22 protein-coding genes are annotated in these 22,558 nt (G+C 70.9%); 11 read left to right on the forward strand and 11 right to left on the reverse strand.

Annotation, left to right across the window (positions count from 1 at the left end):
• Positions 1-91: 91 nt before the first annotated feature.
• From disA to Afe05nite_RS00595, 4 genes are all read right to left on the reverse strand, one after another.
• On the reverse strand, positions 92-1,285 hold the full coding sequence (disA, locus tag Afe05nite_RS00580; protein ID WP_203814907.1) for a DNA integrity scanning diadenylate cyclase DisA: 1,194 nt from the start codon (positions 1,283-1,285) through the stop codon (positions 92-94).
• 83 nt (positions 1,286-1,368) lie between these two features.
• Positions 1,369-2,772, reverse strand: coding sequence for a DNA repair protein RadA (gene radA, locus Afe05nite_RS00585; protein WP_203814908.1), 1,404 nt, complete (start codon positions 2,770-2,772; stop codon positions 1,369-1,371).
• A gap of 29 nt (positions 2,773-2,801) precedes the next feature.
• Positions 2,802-3,533 (reverse strand): hypothetical protein, encoded by a 732-nt coding sequence (locus Afe05nite_RS00590; RefSeq protein WP_203814909.1) that lies wholly within the window; start codon positions 3,531-3,533, stop codon positions 2,802-2,804.
• A gap of 82 nt (positions 3,534-3,615) precedes the next feature.
• Positions 3,616-4,443: a UbiA family prenyltransferase gene (locus Afe05nite_RS00595; RefSeq protein WP_203814910.1), complete on the reverse strand. Its 828-nt coding sequence runs from the start codon at positions 4,441-4,443 to the stop codon at positions 3,616-3,618.
• A 46-nt stretch (positions 4,444-4,489) separates the two neighbouring features.
• On the opposite strand from Afe05nite_RS00595, the gene Afe05nite_RS00600 reads away from it, so the two are divergent.
• From Afe05nite_RS00600 to Afe05nite_RS00615, 4 genes are read left to right on the forward strand one after another with little or no spacing between them, the layout of a single operon-like run.
• Entirely contained in the window at positions 4,490-5,206 is a 717-nt protein-coding gene (locus Afe05nite_RS00600; RefSeq protein ID WP_203814911.1) for a methyltransferase domain-containing protein, read from the forward strand.
• Positions 5,203-6,357 (forward strand): acyl-CoA dehydrogenase family protein, encoded by a 1,155-nt coding sequence (locus Afe05nite_RS00605; RefSeq protein ID WP_203814912.1) that lies wholly within the window; start codon positions 5,203-5,205, stop codon positions 6,355-6,357. The genes Afe05nite_RS00600 and Afe05nite_RS00605 overlap by 4 nt, the downstream gene beginning before the upstream one ends.
• 15 nt (positions 6,358-6,372) lie before the next feature.
• The gene (locus Afe05nite_RS00610) at positions 6,373-7,437 is read left to right on the forward strand and encodes a type III polyketide synthase (protein ID WP_203814913.1); all 1,065 of its coding nucleotides are present in this window, start codon (positions 6,373-6,375) and stop codon (positions 7,435-7,437) included.
• Positions 7,434-7,895 (forward strand): DUF6023 family protein, encoded by a 462-nt coding sequence (locus Afe05nite_RS00615; RefSeq protein WP_203814914.1) that lies wholly within the window; start codon positions 7,434-7,436, stop codon positions 7,893-7,895. The genes Afe05nite_RS00610 and Afe05nite_RS00615 overlap by 4 nt, the downstream gene beginning before the upstream one ends.
• Positions 7,896-8,543: 648 nt before the next feature.
• On the opposite strand, the gene Afe05nite_RS00620 is transcribed toward Afe05nite_RS00615, so the two are convergent.
• Entirely contained in the window at positions 8,544-9,302 is a 759-nt protein-coding gene (locus Afe05nite_RS00620) for a hypothetical protein (protein WP_203814915.1), read from the reverse strand.
• A 330-nt stretch (positions 9,303-9,632) separates the two neighbouring features.
• Between Afe05nite_RS00620 and Afe05nite_RS00625 the strand changes: the two genes are divergently transcribed.
• The 4 genes from Afe05nite_RS00625 to Afe05nite_RS00640 are packed head-to-tail and all read left to right on the forward strand — an operon-like array spanning position 9,633 to position 12,576.
• Positions 9,633-10,118 carry a CarD family transcriptional regulator gene (locus Afe05nite_RS00625; protein WP_026206027.1) on the forward strand — a complete coding sequence of 162 codons (486 nt, stop codon included), beginning with the start codon at positions 9,633-9,635 and terminating at the stop codon, positions 10,116-10,118.
• A gap of 39 nt (positions 10,119-10,157) precedes the next feature.
• Entirely contained in the window at positions 10,158-10,859 is a 702-nt protein-coding gene (gene ispD / locus Afe05nite_RS00630; RefSeq protein WP_203814916.1) for a 2-C-methyl-D-erythritol 4-phosphate cytidylyltransferase, read from the forward strand.
• A 4-nt stretch (positions 10,860-10,863) separates the two neighbouring features.
• Positions 10,864-11,340 carry a 2-C-methyl-D-erythritol 2,4-cyclodiphosphate synthase gene (ispF, locus tag Afe05nite_RS00635; protein WP_203814917.1) on the forward strand — a complete coding sequence of 159 codons (477 nt, stop codon included), beginning with the start codon at positions 10,864-10,866 and terminating at the stop codon, positions 11,338-11,340.
• Positions 11,341-11,394: 54 nt separating this feature from the next.
• Positions 11,395-12,576 (forward strand): tetratricopeptide repeat protein, encoded by a 1,182-nt coding sequence (locus Afe05nite_RS00640; RefSeq protein ID WP_203814918.1) that lies wholly within the window; start codon positions 11,395-11,397, stop codon positions 12,574-12,576.
• A gap of 286 nt (positions 12,577-12,862) precedes the next feature.
• Here Afe05nite_RS00640 and Afe05nite_RS00645 read toward each other — a convergent pair whose 3' ends face one another.
• From Afe05nite_RS00645 to Afe05nite_RS00670, 6 genes are read right to left on the reverse strand one after another with little or no spacing between them, the layout of a single operon-like run.
• Entirely contained in the window at positions 12,863-13,906 is a 1,044-nt protein-coding gene (locus Afe05nite_RS00645; RefSeq protein ID WP_203814919.1) for an N-acetylglucosamine kinase, read from the reverse strand.
• Complete coding sequence (locus tag Afe05nite_RS00650; RefSeq protein WP_203814920.1) at positions 13,903-15,159, reverse strand: family 4 glycosyl hydrolase; 1,257 nt, start codon at positions 15,157-15,159, stop codon at positions 13,903-13,905. Before Afe05nite_RS00650 ends, Afe05nite_RS00645 begins: the two co-directional genes overlap by 4 nt.
• A gap of 13 nt (positions 15,160-15,172) precedes the next feature.
• The gene (locus tag Afe05nite_RS00655; protein WP_203814921.1) at positions 15,173-16,051 is read right to left on the reverse strand and encodes a carbohydrate ABC transporter permease; all 879 of its coding nucleotides are present in this window, start codon (positions 16,049-16,051) and stop codon (positions 15,173-15,175) included.
• Positions 16,048-16,968, reverse strand: coding sequence for a carbohydrate ABC transporter permease (locus Afe05nite_RS00660; RefSeq protein ID WP_203814922.1), 921 nt, complete (start codon positions 16,966-16,968; stop codon positions 16,048-16,050). The genes Afe05nite_RS00655 and Afe05nite_RS00660 overlap by 4 nt, the downstream gene beginning before the upstream one ends.
• A 3-nt stretch (positions 16,969-16,971) precedes the next feature.
• The gene (locus Afe05nite_RS00665; RefSeq protein WP_239117449.1) at positions 16,972-18,243 is read right to left on the reverse strand and encodes an ABC transporter substrate-binding protein; all 1,272 of its coding nucleotides are present in this window, start codon (positions 18,241-18,243) and stop codon (positions 16,972-16,974) included.
• Between the two features lie 60 nt (positions 18,244-18,303).
• Entirely contained in the window at positions 18,304-19,476 is a 1,173-nt protein-coding gene (locus tag Afe05nite_RS00670) for an ROK family transcriptional regulator (protein WP_203814924.1), read from the reverse strand.
• A gap of 193 nt (positions 19,477-19,669) precedes the next feature.
• On the opposite strand from Afe05nite_RS00670, the gene Afe05nite_RS44435 reads away from it, so the two are divergent.
• From Afe05nite_RS44435 to Afe05nite_RS00685, 3 genes are all read left to right on the forward strand, one after another.
• Positions 19,670-20,893: a chitosanase gene (locus tag Afe05nite_RS44435; protein ID WP_203814925.1), complete on the forward strand. Its 1,224-nt coding sequence runs from the start codon at positions 19,670-19,672 to the stop codon at positions 20,891-20,893.
• Positions 20,894-20,932: 39 nt separating this feature from the next.
• Positions 20,933-21,586 carry a hypothetical protein gene (locus Afe05nite_RS00680; protein ID WP_203814926.1) on the forward strand — a complete coding sequence of 218 codons (654 nt, stop codon included), beginning with the start codon at positions 20,933-20,935 and terminating at the stop codon, positions 21,584-21,586.
• Positions 21,587-21,655: 69 nt separating this feature from the next.
• A complete protein-coding gene (locus tag Afe05nite_RS00685; RefSeq protein WP_203814927.1) occupies positions 21,656-22,501 on the forward strand; it encodes a hypothetical protein in 846 nt (281 codons plus the stop codon).
• Positions 22,502-22,558 lie beyond the last annotated feature (57 nt).

Here is a 22,558-nt window from a genome sequence, read left to right on the forward strand (position 1 = left end):
TCCGGGGCCGCGTTGCCCTCGCGACGCCGCTCTATCTAGGTCCTGGAGCGGCATCTCCACGATTTCGAACCAGCGCCGCTCGACGACCGGCTTAGACGTAGCGTTCCAGGATCGAGGCCTCGGCCAAGCGCGACAAGCCCTCACGAACACCGCGGGCGCGGGCGTCGCCGACGCCCTCGACCGCCTGCAAATCTTCGACCGTGGCCCCCAGCAGGCGCTGCAGGCTGCCGAAATGGTCGACCAGGCGGTCGACGATCTGGGAGGGCAGGCGGGGGACCTTGGCCAGTAGGCGGAAGCCCCGCGGCGAGACCGCGGCGTCGAGGGCGTCGGTCGCTCCGGGGTAGCCGATCGCCTTGGCCACGGCGACCAGGTCGATCATTTCGGTGGCGGAGAGCAGGTCGAGCTCGACCAGGCCCTCGTCGAGGGTGCGCGCCTTGCGGCCGGTGGGCAGATAGTCGCGGATCACCAGGGTGCGGTCGGCGTCCACGCCGGCCATCAGCTCGTCGAGCTGCAGGGCCAGGAGGCGGCCGTCGGTGCCGAGCTCGACCACGTAGCCGGAGATCTCGTCGGCGATCCGGCGGACCATTTCGAGGCGCTGGACGACGGCGACGGCGTCACGCACGGTGACCAGGTCTTCGATCTCCAGGGCCGACAGGGTGCCGGAGACCTCGTCCAGGCGCAGCTTGTAGCGCTCCAGCGTGGCCAGGGCCTGGTTGGCGCGGGAGAGGATGGCCGCCGAGTCGTCGAGGACGTGGCGCTGGCCGTTGACGTAGAGGCCGATGATGCGCATCGACTGGCTCACCGAGATGACCGGGAAGCCGGACTGCTTGGCCACGCGCTCGGCCGTGCGGTGCCGCGTGCCGGACTCCTCGGACGGGATGGACGGGTCGGGCATGAGGTGCACGGCGGCTCGCACGATGCGGGTGCCGTCGCTGCTCAGGACGACGGCGCCGTCCATCTTGCACAGCTCACGCAGCCGGGTCGCGGAGAACTCGACGTCGAGCGGGAAGCCACCGGTGCAGATGCTCTCCACCACGGCGTCGTGCCCCAGGACTATCAGCGCACCCGTGCGACCACGCAGGATGCGCTCCAGGCCGTCTCGCAGGGCCGTGCCGGGCGCCATCAACGCCAGGTTGGCGCGCAGCGGATCGGCGCTTACGCCACCGCCGGTGAGGCCGGGCGTGGAGGGGTTTGTCGACGCGGCGCGGTGCGCCGTCCCGTTGACGCCGGGACGTGGCGTCGGGGTAGCGGCAGCGGGCTTGGAACCATCGCGGTCGAGCGGCACCTGTACATTCTACGGACTGTCATCCAGGCCAACGAGCCGTGGTTCGATGAATGCTCCGTAGCGTGATCTAACGTCACCCTCGGTCACCCCGATGAAGCGCGCGCGGCGGCCTGTAACGCGGAGCGAAGGTCGGACACCTCGGTGATGCGCATGCCCCTGGGCGCGGATCCCTCGGGATCGCAGCCGGGCGGGACGAGAGCGTCCTTGAAGCCGAGGCGGGCGGCCTCGGCGAGGCGACGGCCGACGGCGCCGACGCGGCGGATCTCACCGGTCAGGCCGACCTCGCCGATCGCCACCAGGGTCGGGGCCATGGCCAGGTCGAGGCCGCCGGAGGCGACGGCCAGGGCCATGGCGAGGTCGGCGGACGGCTCGACCAGGCGGATGCCGCCGACCGTGGCGGCGAAGACCTCGCGGTTGTAGAGCTTCAACTGTTTGGTGCGGCGCTCCAGGACCGCCAGGACCATGGCCAGGCGGGCGCTGTCGAGGCCCGACACGGTGCGCCTCGGTGAGCCCTGCACCTCGGCACCGATGAGCGCCTGCACCTCGGTGACCAGGGCGCGGCGGCCCTCCATGGCAACGGTCACGCAGGTGCCGGGGACCGGTTCCTGATAGCGGGTGAGGAACAGGCCGGACGGGTCGGCCAGGCTGGTGATGCCGCTCTCGTTCATCTCGAAGCAGCCCACCTCGTCGGCCGCGCCGTAACGGTTCTTCACGCCGCGGACCAGGCGCAGTGACGAGTGCTTGTCGCCCTCGAAGTGCAGCACGACGTCGACCAGGTGCTCCAGCACGCGCGGGCCGGCGACCTGGCCGTCCTTGGTGACGTGACCGACCAGGACGGTGGCGATGCCGCGCTCTTTCGCCACCCCGACCAGGGCGGAGGTCACCGCGCGGACCTGGGTGACGCCGCCCGGGACGCCCTCGGTGCCGGGGGCCGAGATGGTCTGCACCGAGTCGAGGATGAGCAGGCCGGGCTTGACCGCGTCGAGGTGACCGAGCACGGCGCCGAGATCGCTCTCGGCCGCCAGGAAGAGCTTGTCGTGCAGGGCGCCCAACCGCTCGGCGCGCAGGCGGACCTGACTCACCGACTCCTCCCCGCTGACCACCAGCGACGGGGTGCCGGCGCCGGCCGCCCACTGCTGGGCGACATCGAGCAGCAGTGTGGACTTTCCCACACCGGGCTCACCGGCCAGCAGCACCACCGCGCCGGGCACGAGGCCGCCGCCGAGCACCCGGTCGAGCTCGCTGACGTTGGTGGGCACCGCTTTGGCCGGGGCCGCGCTGATCGTGGCGATCGGGCGGGCCGGCTCGGCCGGCATGCGCGAGCTGACCACCCGGCCCGCACCGAGCGGGCTGGTCACGGTGGACTCGATGACCGAGCCCCACTCGCCGCACTCGGGGCATCGGCCGAGCCATTTCGGCGGCTGGTGCCCGCAGGCGTCGCAGACGTAGGCGGGGCGGGCGGCCTTGGTGGCCCTGGTGGTCGTCACCGGGCCAAGTTAGCCCGGGGGTACGACATTTACTCCTCGGAGTTCTCGTCCTCGATGCCCGGGGCGCGCGACGCCGGGGACGTCGGGATGGCGAACGGCGCGGTCACCTCGAGCGGCTGGTTGCTGCCGCTGACCTCGATGGTGAGGCTCAACGAGTAGCCGGGGCGGAGGTCGCCGGTCAGGCCCTGCGCCACCAGCGACTGCTTGCCGTCGGCCAGGAAGGTGACGTTGCTCAGCGCCGGGATGGTGATGCGGGCCGGCTCGAGCGCGGCCTTGGTCGGCGTGGCCGCGACCGTGGGAGTGCCCGACGAGGCGCCCGGGGACGGGGTGTCGACCTGCTCCGACGGCAGACCCGAGGTGGCGTCGGGCCGGCTGCCGGTCGGCTCCGGGTTGGCGCTCGGCGAGGCGGCTGCGGCACCGCCGCTGAGGCCGATCTGCTGGGCCGCGACGATGTTGGCGCGGGCGTCCGGCTGCGGGCGGCTGCTGATCGTCACGGTGATCGACTGCTGGGTCTGGTTGAACAGGCCCAGCTCGAGCGGCGCGTCGGAGCCCGACTTGTAGCCCGCCGGGTTGTTGTAGAGCACCTGGAGGTTGCGGATGAGTAGGCCACCGTCGGGGCTCTGGGTGTTGAGGCCGGAGACCGGAGCCTTCAGGATGGCGGTCTCGGCGACCTGACCGGCGGAGCAGCCGGCGAGGGCGATCACGGCGACCATCGCGGCACCCGCGGCCTGAGCGACGCGGCGGGTTCCCAGCGAGCGCATCACGATCCTCCAAGTAGTGACACCAATGGTGTGAGCCTCAGGTTATCGGTCCGGGATCGGGCTCGTGCGGCGACCCGGCCATTCACACCACGAGGCCCGAGAAGATCAGCAAAAGGACGTCGATCAGGGCCACCACGATCACCGCCCGGAACATCCCCACCCGTCGTCCCGGGGCGCGCTGATTGACGTACCAGCCGATCGGCAGGACCACGACGGCCGCGGCCGCCGCCGCCCAGCCCGGCCACGACGGCGGCCCGGGCGGCCCGAAGACAAGCGTGAGGGTGGCGCCGAGCAGGAGAAACGCGGCGGCCGCGGCGGAGCCGGCGGCGCCGAGCCGATGCGGCAGGCCCTGGATGCCGGTGGCCGCGTCGTCGTCGAGGTCGGGCAGCACGTTGGCGAAATGGGCGCCGCCGCCGAGCAGCGCGCCCGCCGGGACCAGCCAGACCGGCGGGGCGGGATGGCCGGGCAGCGCGGTGATCACAAACGCCGGGAGCAGGCCGAACGCCACCAGGTAGGGCACCACGGAGAACACCGTGGACTTCAGCGGCCAGTCGTAGAGCAGGGCGAACACGCCGACCACGGTGAGAATCACCGTCGGCCACCAGCCGAACGGCACCGCGGTCAAGGGCACGGCCAGCGAGGCGATCAGGCCGGCGATCCCGACCGTACGCCGGGAGACCGCACCCGCCGGGATCGGCTTGTCCCGACGCCCGGCGAGTTGGTCGCGCGGCGCGTCGAGCCAGTCGTTGACCCAGCCCACCGACAGCTGGGTCGCCCCGACGGCCAGGAAGATCCCGGGAATGGCCCAGCCGCGGTGACCCGCCCCGACGGCGAGCAGCGTGAGCGCGAGGGTGACCGCGCCACCCGGCTCCGGATGCGACGCCTTGATCAGGGCGAGGGCGCGGTTCATGCGGCCAGTGTGGTGGTTGTGGCTCCGGCGTGCCAGGCTCGATCACATGCCGTCGATGGTTCGTAACGATCCGCGTCAGTACGACGAGCTCGCCGACCAGTGGTGGCACCCGGGCGGCGAGTTCGAGATGCTGCACTGGCTCGCCGAGGCGCGGGCGGCGCTGATCCCGCCGGCCGGGCGCGCCGGCGCGGTGCTTCTCGACGCGGGTTGCGGCGCCGGCCTGATGGCCCCGCACGTGCTCGGGAAGGGTTACCGGCACGTGGGTGTCGATCTTGGCCGGACCGGTCTGGAGCTGGCCGCGCGACACGGTGTACAGCCGGTCAACGGCGACGTCACGGCGCTGCCGTTCGCCGACGCGACGGCCGACGTGGTGGCGGCGGGCGAGATCCTCGAGCACGTCACCGATCTGCCGGGGACGGTCGCCGAGCTGTCCCGGGTGTTGCGACCGGGCGGCCTGGTGGTGATCGACACGGTGAACGACAACGCGCTGAGTCGCTTCATCACGGTCACCGCCGGTGAGTGGCTCGGCTTCGCGCCACCCGGCATCCATGACGCCTCCCTGTTCGTGCGCCCGCGTCGGCTGATCAGCGAATTCGCCCGCCATGGCGTACGCCTTCGGGTGCGCGGCGCCCGGCCGACGCTGGGTGGCCTCGTGCGCTGGCGGGTGCTGCGCGGCCGACCGACCCGCGGCCGGATCGTGCCGACCGGGCTGACCGCCGTGCTCTACCAGGGGACCGGCCGCAAAGAGGGAGAACGCTCATGATCGACGAGGCGAGGCGGCTGGTGCCCCGATTCGCGGCCCGGGCGGCCGCGCACGATCGGGACGGCACCTTCCCCACCGACGACTTCGCCGACCTGCGCGAGGCCGGTCTGTTCGGGCTGATGGTGCCGAAACGCCTGGGTGGAGCCGGTGCGGGCTTCGCCGACTACGCCGCGATCGCCTATGAGCTGGCCCGCGGCAACGGCGCCACCGCGCTGGTCTTCAACATGCACGCGTCGGTCACCGGGGCGCTCAGTGGCGTCACCGACGAGCTGGCCGATGCCCTCGGACTGCCTCCGTCGGCCCTCGAGGCCCGCGACAACTATCTGCGCGCCGCCGCCGAGGGCTCCTGGTACGCGGTGGCGATGAGCGAACGCGGTGCTGGCTCCCGGCTGTCCCAGATGTCCACCCGGTACACCGCTGTCGACGACGGCTTCCACCTCCAGGGCGCCAAGACGTTCTGTTCCGGGGCCGGGCACGCCGACGCCTACCTGGTGGCCGCCCGCAGTGCCGCCGACCCGTCGCAGGTCTCGCAGTTCCTGGTGCCGGCCGGCGAGGGTCTGCGGGTCGAGCCCACGTGGGACGCGCTCGGCATGCGGGCCACCTCCTCGCACGACCTGCACGTCGACGTGACCGTGCCGGCCGGCGCCCTGCTCGGCGGGGTGGAGGGCCTGGCGCTGATCGTCGCCCAGCTGGCGCCGCACTGGATGGTGGCCAGTTATGCCGCCGTCTACGTGGGCGTCGCCCGCGCCGCCGTCGACGCCGCGATCGAGCACGTCAACGAGCGCAAGCTGAGCCACCTGCCGGCGATCCGGTCCCGGATCGGCCGGGCCGACGCCGCGGTCTCGGCCGCCCACCTCGCGGTGCTGGAGGCGGCCCGCCGGGTCGACACCGCACCGGGCGACGCCGAGACCAACCGGTGGGTGTGGCGGGCCAAGCTGCTCGCCGGCACCACCGCGGCCGAGGTGGCGGCGTCGATGCTGGAGGCCGCCGGCACGTCGGCGATGCGCCGCGGCCACCCCCTGGAACGTCTCTACCGTGACGCCCGCGCCGGCTCGTTGCAGCCGGCCACCAGCGACGTGTGCGCTGACTGGCTGGGCGTCGACGCACTCGGCGGGGATCCCGACTCGGAGGGGTTCGCCCCGCGCTGGTAGCTGGAGGCAATTTTCGTGGAGCGCAACGCGATCATCGCGGGGCTGGGCATCGCACTGCCGCCGGCGGTCGAGCAGAGGGACATCTGGGACGGCTACTTCCAATATCAGTACGAGGGCCCACGCCGCGCCCTCGCCAAGCGAATCTTCGAGAACTCCGGGGTGCGCAGCCGCCAGGCCGCGGTGAGCCCGATGCTGGAGGACGTCGCCGACTGGTCCACCGAACGCCGGATGCTCCGCTACCAGGTGGAGGCGATGCCGCTCGGCAAGGAAGCGGCGGAGCGGGCGATCGCCGAGGCCGGCCTCACCGCCGACCAGATCGGTCTGTTCGCCGTCTGCTCCTGCACCGGCTACGCTACCCCCGGCCTCGACATCTTGCTCGCCCGTGACCTCGGCATGGCCCCCGGCGTGCAGCGGCTGTTCGTCGGGCACATGGGCTGCTACGCGGCGTTGCCCGGCCTCGGCACCGCGGCCGACTTCGTGGTCGCCCGCGACCGCCCGGCCCTGCTCCTCTGCGCCGAACTGACCAGTCTGCATCTCCAGCCGCCCGCGGTGCGGGCGGACGTGCAGCAGATCGTCTCCCACGCGCTCTTCAGCGACGCGGCGGCGGCCGTCGTGGTCGTTCCGGGCGACGTCGGCGGGTACGCGGTGAAAGAGGTCGCCGCCGTCACGGACAGCACGACCGCGGACTACATGACGTGGGAGGTGACGGACCGTGGCTTCCGGATGGGGTTGTCGCCACGCGTACCGGACGTGCTCGCCACCCACGTCCGCGGTCTCGTCGACGACCTGCTGGCCCGGCACGGCCTGACCATCCCCGACATCGACGGCTGGGCCGTGCACCCGGGCGGCCCCAGGATCCTGGACGTGGTCGGCGAGCGGCTGGGGCTCGACGAGGCGGCCCTGGCAACGTCCCGGGAGACGCTCGCCGCGTACGGAAACTGTTCCTCACCCACCGTCCTGCTGGTCCTCGACGCGCTCCGGCGCCGCGCGGTACCGCCGCGCCGGATCCTGATGCTCGCCTTCGGCCCAGGGCTCACTCTTTACGGAACCCTCCTCGAGGCCTCTACAGTCACAGCGTGACAGGCGAGCGGGCCCGCGGCGTCGTGCTCTACCTGAGTGCCGCCGTGCTGCTCGCCGGCGGCGCACTCTGGTGGTTCCGGACCGCTCCGAACGACGAAATCGACCCCCGGATCGAACAGTGGAGCCAAGCGGCTCTGCGGCTGCTGCCCGACACCGACGAGCAGGAGACCGCCGCCACCCTTCCGCTCGGAGCCGGCGTCGACCGCGAGGTGGAGGCCAACCTGGAAAACGGCAGCTACCTGGTGCGGATTCTCTGCGTCGGCGGGCCGGACAGTCAGGTGCGGGTCCGGCTCGGCCAGGAGGGCAGCGACTCCGGCCGTGGCCTGAGCTGCGACCGCACCACCGAGCCCGACAGTTTCACGGTAGGCACAGCCGGACAATTGCGAATGACCCTCACAGTCGGCCCGGCCGGCCCGGTCGTCCTCCGCTACGCCCTGCAACGCCAGAACACCCCGTAGCCTCGGTGTCCGCTCGCTTCGACAAGGGGCGCGTGGCGGGGGTTTTGGCGTAGTCCTGCAGCGCTGCTCAAACCTCCGGCGAGTGCTGCTTGCGCCGCCTTGCAACTGACCAGGGGCGGATTGCCGCTCTGCGCCCGGCAGCGGCCCCCGGCCATGGAGGTGCCGGTGCGCGCCAGCAGTCGGCGCCGCCGTGCGGTCCTGGCTGCAGGCGTGGCGGGCGTGGCGGGCATGGCGGGCATGGCGGCGTGGCGGCAGCGGCGGGCGGTTCGGCCGGGCGGCAGAGCCGGGCGCTGCGCCGTGGCGGCGGAGCGATAGCGCTGGGCGCTTCGGCAGGCTGCACTGCTGGAGGTGGCGGCCGGGGGACAGAGCTGAGCGCTGCGCCGGGGCGGGCGTGGCGGCAGGGCGGCAGTGCTGGGCAGGGCGGCAGGGCGACAAGAGCTGGGCGCGTAGCAGTGGAGCGGCAGATCGGGGCGTGGCGGACGAGCGACAGAGCAGGCGCTGCGTCGGGGTGGCAGTGGCAGCGCGGCAGGGCCGGGCGCTGCGGCGGTGGCACTGGTGGGCGCTTCGGCAGGGTGACCGGGCCGGGCGTCCGCGAAGGGCGGCAGCGTGGGCGAGGGCTGCGGGGCCGGCGGTGTCCGGGGTGGGTGGTTAGAGGCGGGCGAGGTCGGGGCGGAAGGTGTCGACCGAGGCGGTGCGGGCGTCGGTGCGGATGATGACGCCGGCCTTGTCGACCAGGAGGGCTGCGGCGGTGCCGTCAGGGGCGCCGACCTTGAGCTGGGTGCGCACTGTGCCGGACGGGTCGTGCAGCACCCGGACTGTCTTGCCCTGCGCCTGCGGGGCGGCACCGGTGGGCGGGGCGGTGCCGGCGGAGGCGGCGGCGGTGACCGCGCCGGCCACGGTGATCACGACGATTTCGGGGCGGACCGCGGCGATGGTGTCGGCGATCAGCGTGTCGCACTCGCAGCCGTCGATCAGCAGGATGACCGCGGGCAGGTCGTGGCGCAGCGAGACGGCCTGGCCGTCGGCATTTACCAGTTCGAGCGCGGGCAGGGCGGCTGCGCGGGTGGCGGTGGTGCTCGCGGTGCGCTGGGCGGCGGGCTGCCGGGTCGGGCCGGGCCACGCCGAGGCGAACAGGCTGGCCACGGTCACCAGGATGGCCAGCGTGATGATCAGCACGGGGGCGCGAACGGCGCCGTTGGCGACCTTGCGGATCTGGCGCATGCCCGGCCGGTTGAGGAACTGCTGCCAGCGGGACGGGTGCTCGATCTCGCGAAGCTCGGCGCGGATGGCGTCGACCTCGTCGGAGAGCTCGGACAGATCGTCGGGGATGACGATCACGCCCCACTCCTCGGGCAGGTCGGGCAGATCGTCGGGCGACCAGCCGCCGCTCTCGTTCGGACCAGCCATGCCTCACCCTCCCCCCTGGCCAGCGGTTCGTCGGTCGGGGACCTGAGGTCCAGCCTCCCTTAAGCTCGGCCCGACCGCCAGTAGTGCGCGCTTGCGGACCTTAGCGATAAGCTTGACCTCTCAATAACCGTAGGTCCGGAATATCCGACTCGCTGGGCAAAGCGGTCACGCAATCGTCACCTAGCGTTACCGAGGCAGCTCCCGGCGCTTCTGTCAAGCCGTAGAAAGGCCCGTCACAAGGCCCCTGAGCTGCACTAACAGTCACCGGCAGGGCGGGACATAGCTGCCTGAGCGTGTTACCCTAGACACAGCGAAAGGGGCTTCGAACCTATGGTTTTCAGTGTCGGCGAGACCGTTGTTTACCCCCACCACGGGGCCGCACTCATCGAGGCAATCGAAACACGGGTCATCAAGGGCGAACCAAAGCAGTACCTCGTTTTGCGCGTTGCCCAGGGTGATCTGACCGTGCGGGTGCCCGCTGAGAATGCCGAGATCGTCGGCGTGCGCGAAGTGGTTGGCGAGGAAGGCCTGGGTAAGGTCTTCGACGTCCTCCGCGCACCGCACACCGAGGAGCCGACCAACTGGTCGCGGCGTTACAAGGCCAATCTCGAGAAACTGGCCTCCGGTAACCCCCTGAAGGTTGCTGAAGTCGTTCGTGACCTTTGGCGTCGCGAGCGCGAGCGTGGTCTCTCGGCCGGAGAGAAGCGCATGCTTGCGAAGGCTCGCGACATTCTTGTCGGCGAGGTTGCTCTTGCGGAGAAGAGCACGAAGGACGAGGCCGAGGTCCTCCTCGACAAGGTCCTCACCGAGGCCTGACAAGCGCTCGACAACATCATCTCTGCACAGGACCGCGACGTGACCGCGCAGCTCAATGCTCGGGGTGACGTCGCGGTCCTTGTTCCTGCGGCCGGCGCCGGGTTGCGACTCGGGCCGGGGGGCCCGAAAGCGCTTCGCCTGCTTGCCGGGGAACCACTGTTGGTGCATGCGATCAGGCGGGTGGCGGCGGCCCCTTCCGTGCGGGCGATAGTGGTCGCCGCTCCCGCGTCTGACGTGCAAGCCGTGCGCGAGTTGCTGGCCCCGGTCGCTGCGGTGACCGTGGTGCCGGGCGGCGCCGAGCGGCAGGAGTCCGTCTCTCTGGCCCTGGCTGCCGTCCCGCCGGGCATCGACATCGTGCTCGTCCACGACGCGGCACGCGCGCTCACTCCACCGCAGCTCATCGAGGCGGTGGCGGCCGCGGTCCGGGCCGGTCATCCCGCGGTGATCCCGGTCCTTCCGGTGGTCGACACGATCAAGGAAGTGGGCCCGGGCCCCGAGCTCGAGGTCGTGCTCGGCACCGTCGACCGGGCCGTCCTGCGCAGCGTGCAGACACCGCAGGGGTTCCGGCACGACGTGCTGGCGGCGGTGCATGCGGCGGCAGCCGATTCACTCACCGATGACGCGGGCCTCGTCGAGAAGGCGGGCCTGCCGGTCACCTGCGTCCCGGGTTCCGAGCTCGCCCTGAAGATCACGCGGCCGATGGACCTGATCCTGGCCGAGGCGCTGCTGCACGTATCGTGATCGGGTGATCAATCAGCGGGTCGGCATCGGCACCGACGTGCACGCGTTCGCCCCCGGACAGCCGTGCTGGGTGGCGGGTCTGCACTGGCCCGGCGAGGTCGGCCTGGCGGGGCACTCGGACGCCGATGTGGCTGCGCACGCGGCCTGCGACGCGCTGTTCGGCGCGGCCGGCCTGGGGGACCTGGGAAGCAATTTCGGTACGAGCCGACCCGAGTACGCCGGAGCTTCCGGCGTGGCATTGCTCACCGAGACCGTACGTCTCCTGCACGCCGCTTCGTTTCAGATCGTCAACGTCTCGATCCAGGTGATCGGCAACCGTCCCAAGATCGGTACTCGGCGGGCCGAGGCCCAGAAGGTCCTCTCCGAAGCGGTCGGGGCGCCGGTGACGGTCTCCGGCACCACGACCGACGGTCTCGGCCTGACCGGGCGCGGCGAAGGGCTGGCCGCCATGGCGATCGCGTTGGTCACCGCCCCGGAGTAGATCGCGGACGGCCCCCGGGCCGCGATCCGTGCGCCCAGCGCCTACGCTCGACCCGTGGCCGCTCCACTCGATCCCGAGACCACGCCGGAGGAGTACCGGCAGCGGGCCCTGCTGCTCGCCGACCTCGGGCGCTATGACGAAGCGACCGAGGAGATCGCCGCTGGGCTGAGCGCGGAGCCGGGTGAGGCGTCCCTGCTCGCCACCCTCGCCCGCATCTACCTCGCGGCCGAGCAGCCGACCGAGGCCCTCGCCGCCGCCGAGCGGGCCGCCGCGTCCGCGCCCGACACCCTGCCCACGCTCGTGGTGCGCGCCATGGCCCTCAGCGACTCGCGCCGATATGCCGACGCCGCCCGGGTCGCTTCCGACATCCTGCGGCGCTGGCCCGCCGACGCGTACGCGCAGCGCACCGGTGCCGCCCTGCTCAGCGAGTCACGCAACGGCCAGGAAGCGCTGAATGCCGCTTGGAACGGGGTGCGGGTCGCGCCCGCCGAAGCCGAGGCCCACCTGGTGCTGGCCGTCGTGGCCGCCCGGCTGCGGCTCTTCGACCTGGCCCAGCGGGCCTACGCGGAAGCACTCGACCTCGATCCGGCGATCGGCGAGGCGCAGAACGACGTCGGGATCGTCCGCTTCGAGCGGCGGCGCTGGGCACTGGCTCTCGAGGAGTTGGCCGACGACGCGTCGCTACCGGTGCCGGGCGAGGCGCCGGTGCCGGCGCCGGGCCCGGACGACGGGGCGTACCCTTCGCCGTTTCCCCGCCCCTATCCGGCGCCCGACCGGCCCGACCAGGAAGTTGCGCCCGAGCACACGTCCGCCGGCTGGACCGGGCAATCCGCGGTCAGCCGGCCCAGCAAACCGGTGCTGGACATGTCGTCCGACACCGTGCAGATCGTGCGTCGCGGTGCTTCGATCGCCGCGCAGGCCACCCTGATCGGGGCCGTGGTGACCGCCGGCATGATGCTGATCAGCGAGGGCATCTCGCGGGCGTGGGGCGGGTTGCTCGGCGTGCTCATCCTGGTCGGCGTGCTGATCTGGCTGGGTCGAGCGGTGCCGGGCCGACTCGGGCCGGCCCTCGCGCAGGTGCGGGCCGGGAACCGGCCGCTCGCGGCGGCGGCTTATCTGAGCTTCGCCGCCCCGGTGCTGCTGCCGGTCTACGCGGCCGTCGGCGGGGTGATCCCGCTGATCGCCGGCATGGTCCTGGCGGCCGCCGCGACCATGCTGCTGCTGACGAGGCGCTGACCGGGGCACCCGCGGGCAAAAGCACGGCACCCCCGCGGGCGGCACCCCCGCGGGCGGCACCCCCGCGGGCGGCAGCGCGGGACCCCGCGGGCGGCACCCCCGTGGGCGGCAGCGCGGGACCCCGCGGGCGGCAGCCCCGCGGGCGGCAGCATGGGACCCCGCGGGCGGCACCTCCGCGGGCAAAAGCGCGGCACCCCGCGGGCAGCGCGGGCAGCGCCGCGGCACCCGCGGGCAGCAGTGCGTCCGCGCTGCGGCCGGGGGTGGGGTGCGGTGTCAGGGTGCGGTGTCAGAGTGCGGGGGCGCTGGAGTCCAGGGCGTCGGCGTTCTGGGCGGACTCCAGCAGGGCGGGGGCGGGGACGCGGTGGTGCAGGGCGGCGCGCAGCATTGGTTCGGCCTCGGGGTGGTTCATGGTGTCCAGGGCCAGCAGGGCGGCTCCGGTGACCGGCGGGGTGTTCAGGATCGTCACCTCCACCTGGGGGGCCTGGTCGATGGCGCCGGCGACGACCTGGTCGTGCAGCTGGGGGTGGCGGGCTCGGAGGACGCCGCCGCCCAGCACCAGGGCGTGCTTCTCGGTGAGCAGGCCGAGCCGGGTGGCGGCCACCCGGTGCTGGGCCAGGATCTCCGTCGCCTGCCGGTCGACCAGCGCGGACGCCACTTCGTCGCCGGTGGCGGCCACCTCGAACAGCAGCGGGGACAACTCGCGGATCCGGTCCATGGGCAGGTCACCGAAGTGCAGGGCGATGCTTACCGCTTCGACCGTGGGCAGGCCGAAGTGGGCGGCCACGGCGGGGGACAGGGCGGTCGGCCGGCCGCGGCCGTCTTCGCCCCGGGCGGCTTCACGCAGGGTGTGGTCGGCTAAGTCGTGACCGCCGCCCCAGTCACCGGAGATCGGGCCGAGGGCCACGAAGCGGGCGGTTCGGCCGTCGGCGGTGCGGCCCACGCAGTTCGTGCCGGCGCCGCACACCACGGTCACGGCGTCGGGTGTGGCGGTGCCGGCGCGCAGCAGGGCGAAGCAGTCGTTGTCCACTACGGTGCGCCGGGCCCAGGACGGTGCGGAGATCGCCTGGTGCAGGCGGGTCACCTCGATCGGCAGGTCGGCGCCGGCCAGGTAGACGGCAAGCGTGTCGATCGGGGTGCCGACCGGGAGGCCGGCCTCGGCGTGCACGGCCCGGATCAGCCGGCCCAGCACCTCGACGGTGCCGGGCAGGCCGATGTTGTGCGGTGACGACGTGCCGCCTCGGACGAAGCCCAGGACCTGGCCGGATTCGTCGCCGAGCACCACGTCCGTCTTCGAGTTGCCACCGTCGACGGCCAGATAGAGCGCTCTCATGAGGCCCACGCGAGATGGGCGCGGCCGGCCGCGAGGAGCTTGTCGGTCAGGGCGTCCGCGTATTCGTGCTGGCCGATCAGCGGGTGGGCGAGCAGGGCCCGGTAAACCCGTTGGCGGCCGCCCCGGAGCGCGGCGTCGAGCGCCAGTTCCTCGTACCCGCAGACGTGCGCGATGAGGCCGGACAGATCTGGCGGCAGTGCGGTGACCGGCAACGGAGCCGGGCCGTCGAGGCCCGCTCGGGCCGAGACCTCGATGACCGCCTCGGAGGGGAGGAAGGGCAGGACACCGTTGTTGCGCACGTTTACCGAGTGGACCGAATTGTCGTCAAAGCCGTGGAGTGACGCCAGCAGGCCGACCGCGGCCTCGGAGTAGTAGGCGCCGCCGCGCTCGCCGAGGAGCGCGGGCTTCTCGACCAGGTCCACGTCCCGGTACATGTCGAGGAGGATGGCCTCGATCTCGGCGACACGCTGTCCGCGGGTCTGCGCGCCACGGGACTCCCGGACGTGCTTGTCGTGGCTGTAGAAGTAGGAGAGGTAGTAGGACGGGACGTTGCCGAGGGTGGTCAGCACGGCGGGGTCGATGTCCACCTCGGCGGCGATCTCCGGCAGGTGCCGGGAAAGCAGCGAGGGGAGCTGGTCGACGCCGTCCACATAGGCGGCCCGCTCCCACGTCAGGTGATTGAGGCCGACGTGATCGAGCACCACCGACGACGGCGCCACGCCCAGGTAGCCGGCGAACCGGCGCTGGAACCCGATCGCCACGTTGCACAGGCCGACCGCCCGATGGCCGGCATCGAGCAGCGCGCGGGTCACGATGCCGACCGGGTTGGTGAAGTCGACGATCCACGCACCCGGCTTCGCCCGCTGCCGGATCCGGGCCGCGACGTCGAGCACGATCGGGACCGTACGCAAGGCTTTGCCGAGCCCGCCCGCGCCGGTCGTCTCCTGGCCGACGCAGCCGCACTCCAGCGGGAACGTCTCGTCGCTGATCCGCGCCTGCTGGCCGCCGACCCGCAGCTGGATGACCGCGGCGTCGGCGTCGGTGACCCCGGCGTCGAGGTCGGTGGTCCAGGTGACCTTTCCGGGGTGACCCTGAGCAGCGAAGATCCGAGCGGAGAAGGCGCCGACGATCTCCAAGCGCTCAGACGCGGGGTCGACAAGGACCAACTCGTCGACCATCGAGCCGAGCCGCGCGAAGCCGTCCACCAGCTCCGGCGTGTAGGTCGACCCGCCCCCGATGACTGCGATTTTCACCCTTTACTCCACCTTATTTTTGGCCAGTCAACGTGATGCCCTGCACGAACGCGCGCTGGGCAAAGAAGAAAATGATTATCAGTGGGGCCATGGCCAGCACCGTTGCGGCCGTGACCAGGTTCCAGTCGACATGGTGGACGGTCCGGAACGACGCCAGGCCCAGGGTCAGCGTCCACGAGTGTTCGTTTTCGCTCGTGTAGAGCAGTGGCCCGTAGTAGTCGTTCCAGCAGAAGAAGAACTGGAACAGGCCGGCTGCCGCGATGCCGGGCCGGGCCATCGGCAGCACCACCCGCAGCAGCGTGCGCCACTCGCCGCAGCCGTCGACCCGGGCCGCGTCGAGGTACTCCGTCGGGATGGTCAGCAGGAACTGCCGCAGCAGGAAGATGGTGAACGCGTCGCCGAACAGGGCCGGGACGATGAGCGGCGCGAGCGATCCGGTGAGGCCGTAACGGGCCCACATCAGGTAGAGCGGAACGGTCACGACCTGCGGCGGGAGCATCATCACGCAGATGATGGTCAGGAACAGGGCGTTCTGGCCACGGAACTTCAACTTCGCCAACGCGTACGCGGCGGGCACGCTGGACAGCAGGGTGAGCAGCGTGACCGACACCGCGTAGCTGACGGTGTTGAGCAGATAGCGCGGCAGCGGCGTCGACCGGAACACGTTCACGTAGTTCTCGAAGTGCCAGGTGTCGGGCCAGTAGTTGCTGGTCAGCGCCTGCTTGCTGGTCATCAGCGAGAGCAGCACCAGGTAGACGACCGGGGTCAGGAACATGATGACCAGCACGATCGCGATGCTGTGCCGGGCGATCCAGGCCAGCCGGTTCTGCCGCTTGGCCTTGTGGTTCACTTCGACGATCGGCGGTGCCGGTAGCTCCAAGACCGCGGTCATGCTTCCTCCCCGGAGAATGCGCGCGCTCGGCGCATCAGGATCACGGTGACCGCGAGCGCGACCACGAACAGCACGATCGCCAGCGCGTTGGCGTAGCCGAGCGCGTTGTAGCGGAATCCGACGGTGTAGAGCCAGAGGGGATAGGTGAAGGTGGAGCCCTCCGGGTAGCCGAAGGACTGGGAGATGCCGGCCCCGACGGTGGCCTGCCCGCTGGCGATCGAGCCGGCCACCGCCGCCTGGTCGAAGTACTGCAACGTGTAGATCACGCCGGTGACCGCCGCGAACAGGATCACCGGCCGGATCGACGGCAGCGTTATCGACCGGAACCGGTGCCAGGCGTTCGCACCGTCGAGCGACGCGGCCTCGTAGAGGCTTTCCGGAACGCCCAGCACGGCGGCCAGGAAGATCACCAGCAGGTCGCCGACGGCCCACAGGCCGAGCAGGACCAGCGCTGGCTTGGCCCAAGTCGGTGAGTTGAACCAGAGCGGACCGCTGATGCCGATCTTCTCCAGGAAGTGGTCGACCGGGCCGGTGCCCGGCTTGAGCAGGTAGACGAACGCGATGGTGGCGGCCACCGGCGGGATCAGCGACGGCAGGTAGAACACCGTACGGAAGAAACCGGCGCCCCGGCGCAGCTGCGCGAGCAGCATCGACAGGCCGAGCGCCCCGATGATCCGCGCCGGGACGAAGACCACCACCATCCACAGCGTGTTGCGAACGGCCTGGAGCAGGAACGGGTCGTCGGCCATCTGCCGGTAGTTGTCCAGGCCGACCCACTGCGGCACGGAGAGCAGGTCGAACTTCGTGAAGGAGAAGTAGACCGCCGAGCCCAGGGGGTAGAGGAAGAACACCGCGATGCCGATGAGCGCGGGCGCCAGGAACGACAGGGTCGTCAAATTCTTCCGTACGGTGTGCATGTCTCAGCCGCCGAGCTGCATGACGCTGTTGATCTGCTGGTCGGCGGTCCGCAGCCCGGAGTCGAGATCCTTGACCTTGCCGGCCTGGTAGTTCGTCAGGAACTGACCGAAGGTCTCCTGGTAGGCCGGGCCGGAGGCGGACGGCGGCGTGGTCATCGAGTTCGGGTTGTTGAAGATGTCGATGAACGTCTTGAAGTCGGGGTCCGAGCTCAGCGTCGGGTCGGCGATCGCCTTGGTCGTGGTCGGCACGTTCTTGAGCAACCCGGCCAGTTTCGTCACCGCGGCGTCATCGGTGGTCAAATATTTGATCAGTTCCCAGGCCGCTTCGGGGTTCTTGGCGTTCTTCGAGATGCCCATGATGTTGCCGGTGACGTAACCGCCGCCGTAGCCGGCGCTGTCGGCCGTCGGGAGCGGCGCTACGCCGTACTTCAGCGCGGGTGATTGGTCTTTGAGGAACGCGAGCCGGTACTCGGCGTCGATGTTTATCGCGACCTGGCCCTTCTGGAACGCGTTGTCGGTGCTGAACTCGTCACCGAGGCCGGCCTTGAACTTGGTCAACTTGTCGTAGCCGTACCAGTCGACGAGGCTCTTCTGCCAGTTCAGCAGGGTCTTCCAGTTGGGGTCGGCGCCGATCGCCGACTTGCCGTCGGCGGTGAGCCACTTGGCGCCGGTGGCCGGGGCGAGGTGGGCGGCGGCGTTCTCGTAGAAGTCGTAGAGCGGCAGGAAACCGACGGTCTTGAGCGAGCCGTCGGGGTTGCGCACGGTCAGCTTCTTGGCGTCCTCGGTCAGTTCGTCGAGGGTCTTCGGCGGCCCGGCGATGCCCGCCTTGGCGAACATGTCCTTGTTGTAGAACATGCCGTAGGCGTCGGCGAGGAACGGCATCGCGCAGCGTTTGCCGCCGAACTCGGTGTACTGCCGGGTGGTGGCGTTCAACTGGTTGAGGTCCACTTTGTCCCGGCTGAGGTACGGGTTGAGATCCACCCACGCGCCCGAGGAGCAGAACTTGCCGACGATGTCGGTGGAGTAGGAGAGGCCGATGTCGGGTCCGTTGCCGGCCCCGATCGCCTGGGTGACCTTGGAGTCGTCCTGCCCGGACTTCACCGTGACCTTGATGTTGGGGTGGCTCGCCTCGAAGTCCTTGACCACCGTGTCGATGGCTGCGGCCTCGCGCTCGGCGAAGAAGTGCCAGAGCTCGACGGTGCCGCTGACCGAAGCGCCGGGGTTGGCGATCTTGGTTTCCTTGGGAGCGGGGGTGCAGGCGGCAGTTGTCAGCAAAGTAAGGGCAAAAAGGGCATAGGGTATCCGCTTGTTCACTTCAGGCCTCTCAGAAAAGCGTCAGCTGTCGCGAATGTTGGCGATGAGGGCTTCCCGGACCGCGGCGAGGCCGGCGTCCAGCGCGCCGAGCAACACCGCGTCGTCGTCGAGGGTGGTCACCGCGATCGAGCTCTCCAGCGGCGCCGCGCGGCGGAACGCGGCGGTCACCGCGGCCAGCAACGTCTCGCCGCCGGCCTGCGCGATCGGGCCGGCGAGCACAACCAGATAGGGATCGAGCACGGCGATCACCGCGGCCAGGCCGACCGTGACCCGGTCGGCGAGGGTGTTGAGGAATTCGCCGGGTGAGTCGGTGGCGGCCCGCACCACGTCGGCCGGTGTGCGGCCGGCGATGCCGTGGTCCCGGGCCAGGTCCATCAGCGCCGCCCCGCCGAAGAGGTCCTGCAGGTCGAGTTTGCGATCGGTGGAATCGGGCGCGTAGAGCGGCATGTAGCCGATCTCGCCGGCGCCGCCGCGGGCACCCCGCATGAGCTTGCCGGCGATGTCGATGGCCAGACCGAGACCGTCCTGACCCATCCAGAGCAGCGCGAAGCTCTCCGCGTCGCGTCCGGTGCCGCGGTTGCGCTCGGCCACCGCGGCCAGGTTCACGTCGTTGTCGACGCCGACGTGGGTGCCGAGCGCCGCGGCGATCTCCGGCACCAGACCGGTCCGGCCGAAGCCGGGGACGTCCACGTGCCGGATGGTGTTGGTGCGGGCGTCCCACGAGCCGGGGACGCCGAGCTGCACGTGCCGGATGCGGTCGGCCGGCACGCCGGCCTCCTCGCCCAGCTGGGCGACCACGTCGACGATCGCGCCCGCGGGTTCGGTGGCGAGGAAGTCGATCCGCGACTCGAACCGGGCGCGGACGCGGCCGGTCAGGTCGCAGAGAGCGGCGGTGACCGACGGCGTACCGCTGGTGCCGACGTCGCGGACCGAGATCGCGACCGCGTACGCGGCGTCCGGGTTGGCCGCGTAGATCTCGGCGTTCGGCCCGGGTCGGCCGCTGTTGTGACCCACCACGTTGACCAGGCCGGCGTCGACGAGCCGGCGCAGGACCTCGGAGATGGTCGGCGTGGACAGGGCGGTGAGCTTGCGCAAGTCGGAGCGGGTGAGCATCCCTGGGTCGAGCAGGTGAGCCAGAGCTGCGCTCTCGTTCATGGCGCGGAGCAGCTTGGACGATCCGGCCAGACGGGTCAACGGGGCTCCCTGCGGGATAGGCAAACTGACTAACAGTTGCTCGGACGGTAGACAGGCCCTTCCCCCGTGTCAAGGCCCACATCGCAGACTAGACCCCGTCATCGACAGCTATTGATAAACCTTTTTAACTGTTCTAACGTCACTGCCCATCACGCGCGTGATCACCCATCCCCCCTCCTCCGTCAGGAGAGCCATGAAACGCGTGAGGGCAATCGCCTACGCCTCGCTGGCCCTGGTCGTCCCCGCAGCAGCCATCACATATGGCCTGCTCCCGGCCAGTGCCGCCGTCTCCGGCCCGATCACCGGGCTCGGCAACAAGTGCATCGACATCGCCAACGGGTCGAGCGCCAACGGCTCCGCCGTGCAGCTTTACGACTGCAACGGCAGCGCCGCTCAGCAATGGACCGTCGGCAACAGCGACAACACCGTCCGGGCCCTCGGCAAGTGCCTCGACGTACCCTCCGCCTCGACCGCGAACGGAGCCAAGATTCAGATCTACGACTGCAACGCCACCGGCGCGCAGAAGTGGACCGTTTCCAACGGAGCGCTGGTCAACACCGGTTCCGGCAAGTGTCTGGACGTGACCGACAAGAGCACCGCGAACGGTGCCCGGCTCCAGATCTGGACGTGTGGCAACACCGCGAACCAGACTTGGGTCGTGCCCGGCTCGACCAGTCCGACAACTCCGCCCACTACGCCGCCGACCTCTGCCCCAACAGGCAAGAACCTTGACAATCCGGCGAAGAAGGACGTCGCCATGCAGATCGTCTCGGCGGCCGAGAACTCCTCGCTGGACTGGCGGGCCCAGTTCGCCTACATCGAGGACATCAAGGACGGGCGGGGCTACACCGCCGGCATCATCGGGTTCTGCTCCGGCACCGGCGACATGCTGGAGCTGGTGGAGGCCTACACGGCGACCAAGCCGTCGAACGTGCTCGCCAAATATCTGCCGGCGCTGCGCAAGGTCGACGGCACCTCGTCGCACTCCGGTCTCGACCCCAACTTCACCAAGGACTGGAAGACCGCGGCGGCCGACTCGGTGTTCCAGGCCGCCCAGGAGTCCGAGCGGGACCGCGTCTACTTCAACCCGTCGGTGCGGGACGGCAAGTCCGACGGGGTGCGGGCGCTCGGCCAGTTCGCCTACTACGACGCCTCGGTCATGCATGGCTACGACGGCATGCGGTCGATTCGCAGCGCCGCGCTGAAGCGGGCCAAGCCGCCGGCGCAGGGTGGCGACGAGCGCACCTGGCTCAACGTCTTCCTCGACGAGCGGGTCATCGAGATGAAGAAGGAGGAGGCGCACTCCGACACCAGCCGGGTCGACACGGCCCAGCGGGTCTTCCTCAACAACGGCAATTTCGACCTCAACACGCCGCTCGATTTCCGGGTCTACGACCAGCCTTTCCACATCGGTTGAGCGTCCGGGGCGCTTCGGCGCCCCGGTACCTTGTCGACCATGGTCGATTTTCTGCTGGGCGGCGCGGCGGTAGTGCTGCTCGTCATCGCTACCGTCGTGCTGCTCCGGTCCGAGCGCCTCGGCCGAGCGCGGTTGACCGGCCTGGTGGCGCTGATCGTGCTGGCGGCCGGCACGTTCGCCGGGGCGATCTACCACCACGCCTCGTCCTCGCCGGCCGCCGAGGTCGTCGTTCCGCTGCCGATCGCCTCCTCGGCCGGCCCGGCGCCCGGCGCCGCGATTTCCAAGATCGAGCTTTCCTTGGGTACGGGCGACAAGCTCCCGCAGGGCGCGCTGTGGCTCGACCCGCCCCGGCCGGGAACCGACGCCTACACGGGTGATCTGTCGCTGCTCTGCTCGACACCCGGCAAGACCGACAACGAGCAGAACTGCACCGGCACCGACCCGCGGGTGTGGACCGTCGAACCGCTCGCCGGCCGCGCGGTGCTCGCCGCGGCCAGTGGAGATCCGTTCGCCGACCCCGGAGCCTGCGACGTCTCGTTCGCGCCCGGCTACCTCGAGCTGGCCGCCGGCCGGAGTTACTGCGCCCGGCTCACCGCCGATCCGAAGCGGACACATGCCTTCCGGGTGCCCGCTTTTCCGGCCGATCAGCCGCTGCCGACCTCGCTGAATGCGGAGGTCGTGGCGCTCGGTTGAAGGCGCCGGGGGAAAACGACATAGCGGACGTGGTTGTTCGCCCCGCGAAGCGTCCATTAGGTTCAGATGGTGTCAACGATGGTGCCTAAGCTGTTCGCCGGGCTGGTCGATGACGCGTCCCTGCTCCCGCCCAGCCGGACGAGCCTGCCCGAGGCCGTGGCCAAGCACAGCGAGCATCGCGGTGCCTGGTTCGCCGCCCTGCTCGGCCCGTTGCTGGTGCCGGCTTCATCGATGAGCATCGAGTTGCCGGCCCGCGCGGTGCCGGTCGCGCTGGTCGGTGACGTGCCGGTGAGCGCGCTGCCGATCGCGGTCGAGAAGCTGCGCGCGGCCGGCGCGGCGGTGCTGCACGTCGAGGCGCCGGTGGCCCGGCGCGGCGAAGACCCGCAACCCGGGCTCGGCGATCTGCACGCGCTGGCCGGGCACGACGAGGACCTCCAGGTGTACGCCGAGATCCCGCTCAGCTGGGGCCTCCTCGACGCGCTCGACACGGTGGCCGAGTGGCGGTCCGCGGGGTTGCGGGTGGCTCCCAAGTTCCGAGTCGGCGGACTGGCCGCCGAGCTCTTCCCCACCCCGGTCGAGCTGGCCGCGGTGATCTGCGCCTGTCGCGACCGCGAGCTGCCGTTCCGGCTGGCCGCCGGGCTGCGGCACGCGATCCGGCACACCGACCCGGAGACCGGTTTCACCCACCACGGCTTCCTGAACGTGCTGGCCGCCTCGATCGCGGCGGTCGACGGTGCCGAGGTGGCCGAGGTCGCCGAGGTGCTGGCCGCGACCCACCCGCTGCCGCTCGTCGAACCGTGCCGGGCCAGGCGCGACACCGCCCGCCCGATGTTCGTCGGCTTCGGCGCGGTCGGCGTCGTGGAGCCGTTGACCGAGCTGATTCGACTCGGACTGGTGATCGGCGGGTCCGACTGATCGGCTCCACCCCTGGCGTGCGTGGCCTTACCCTCAGTAGCGTGCCTGCGGGAGGTC

It is taken from the genome of Paractinoplanes ferrugineus, from assembly GCF_016862195.1.
Classification (GTDB): domain Bacteria; phylum Actinomycetota; class Actinomycetes; order Mycobacteriales; family Micromonosporaceae; genus Actinoplanes; species Actinoplanes ferrugineus.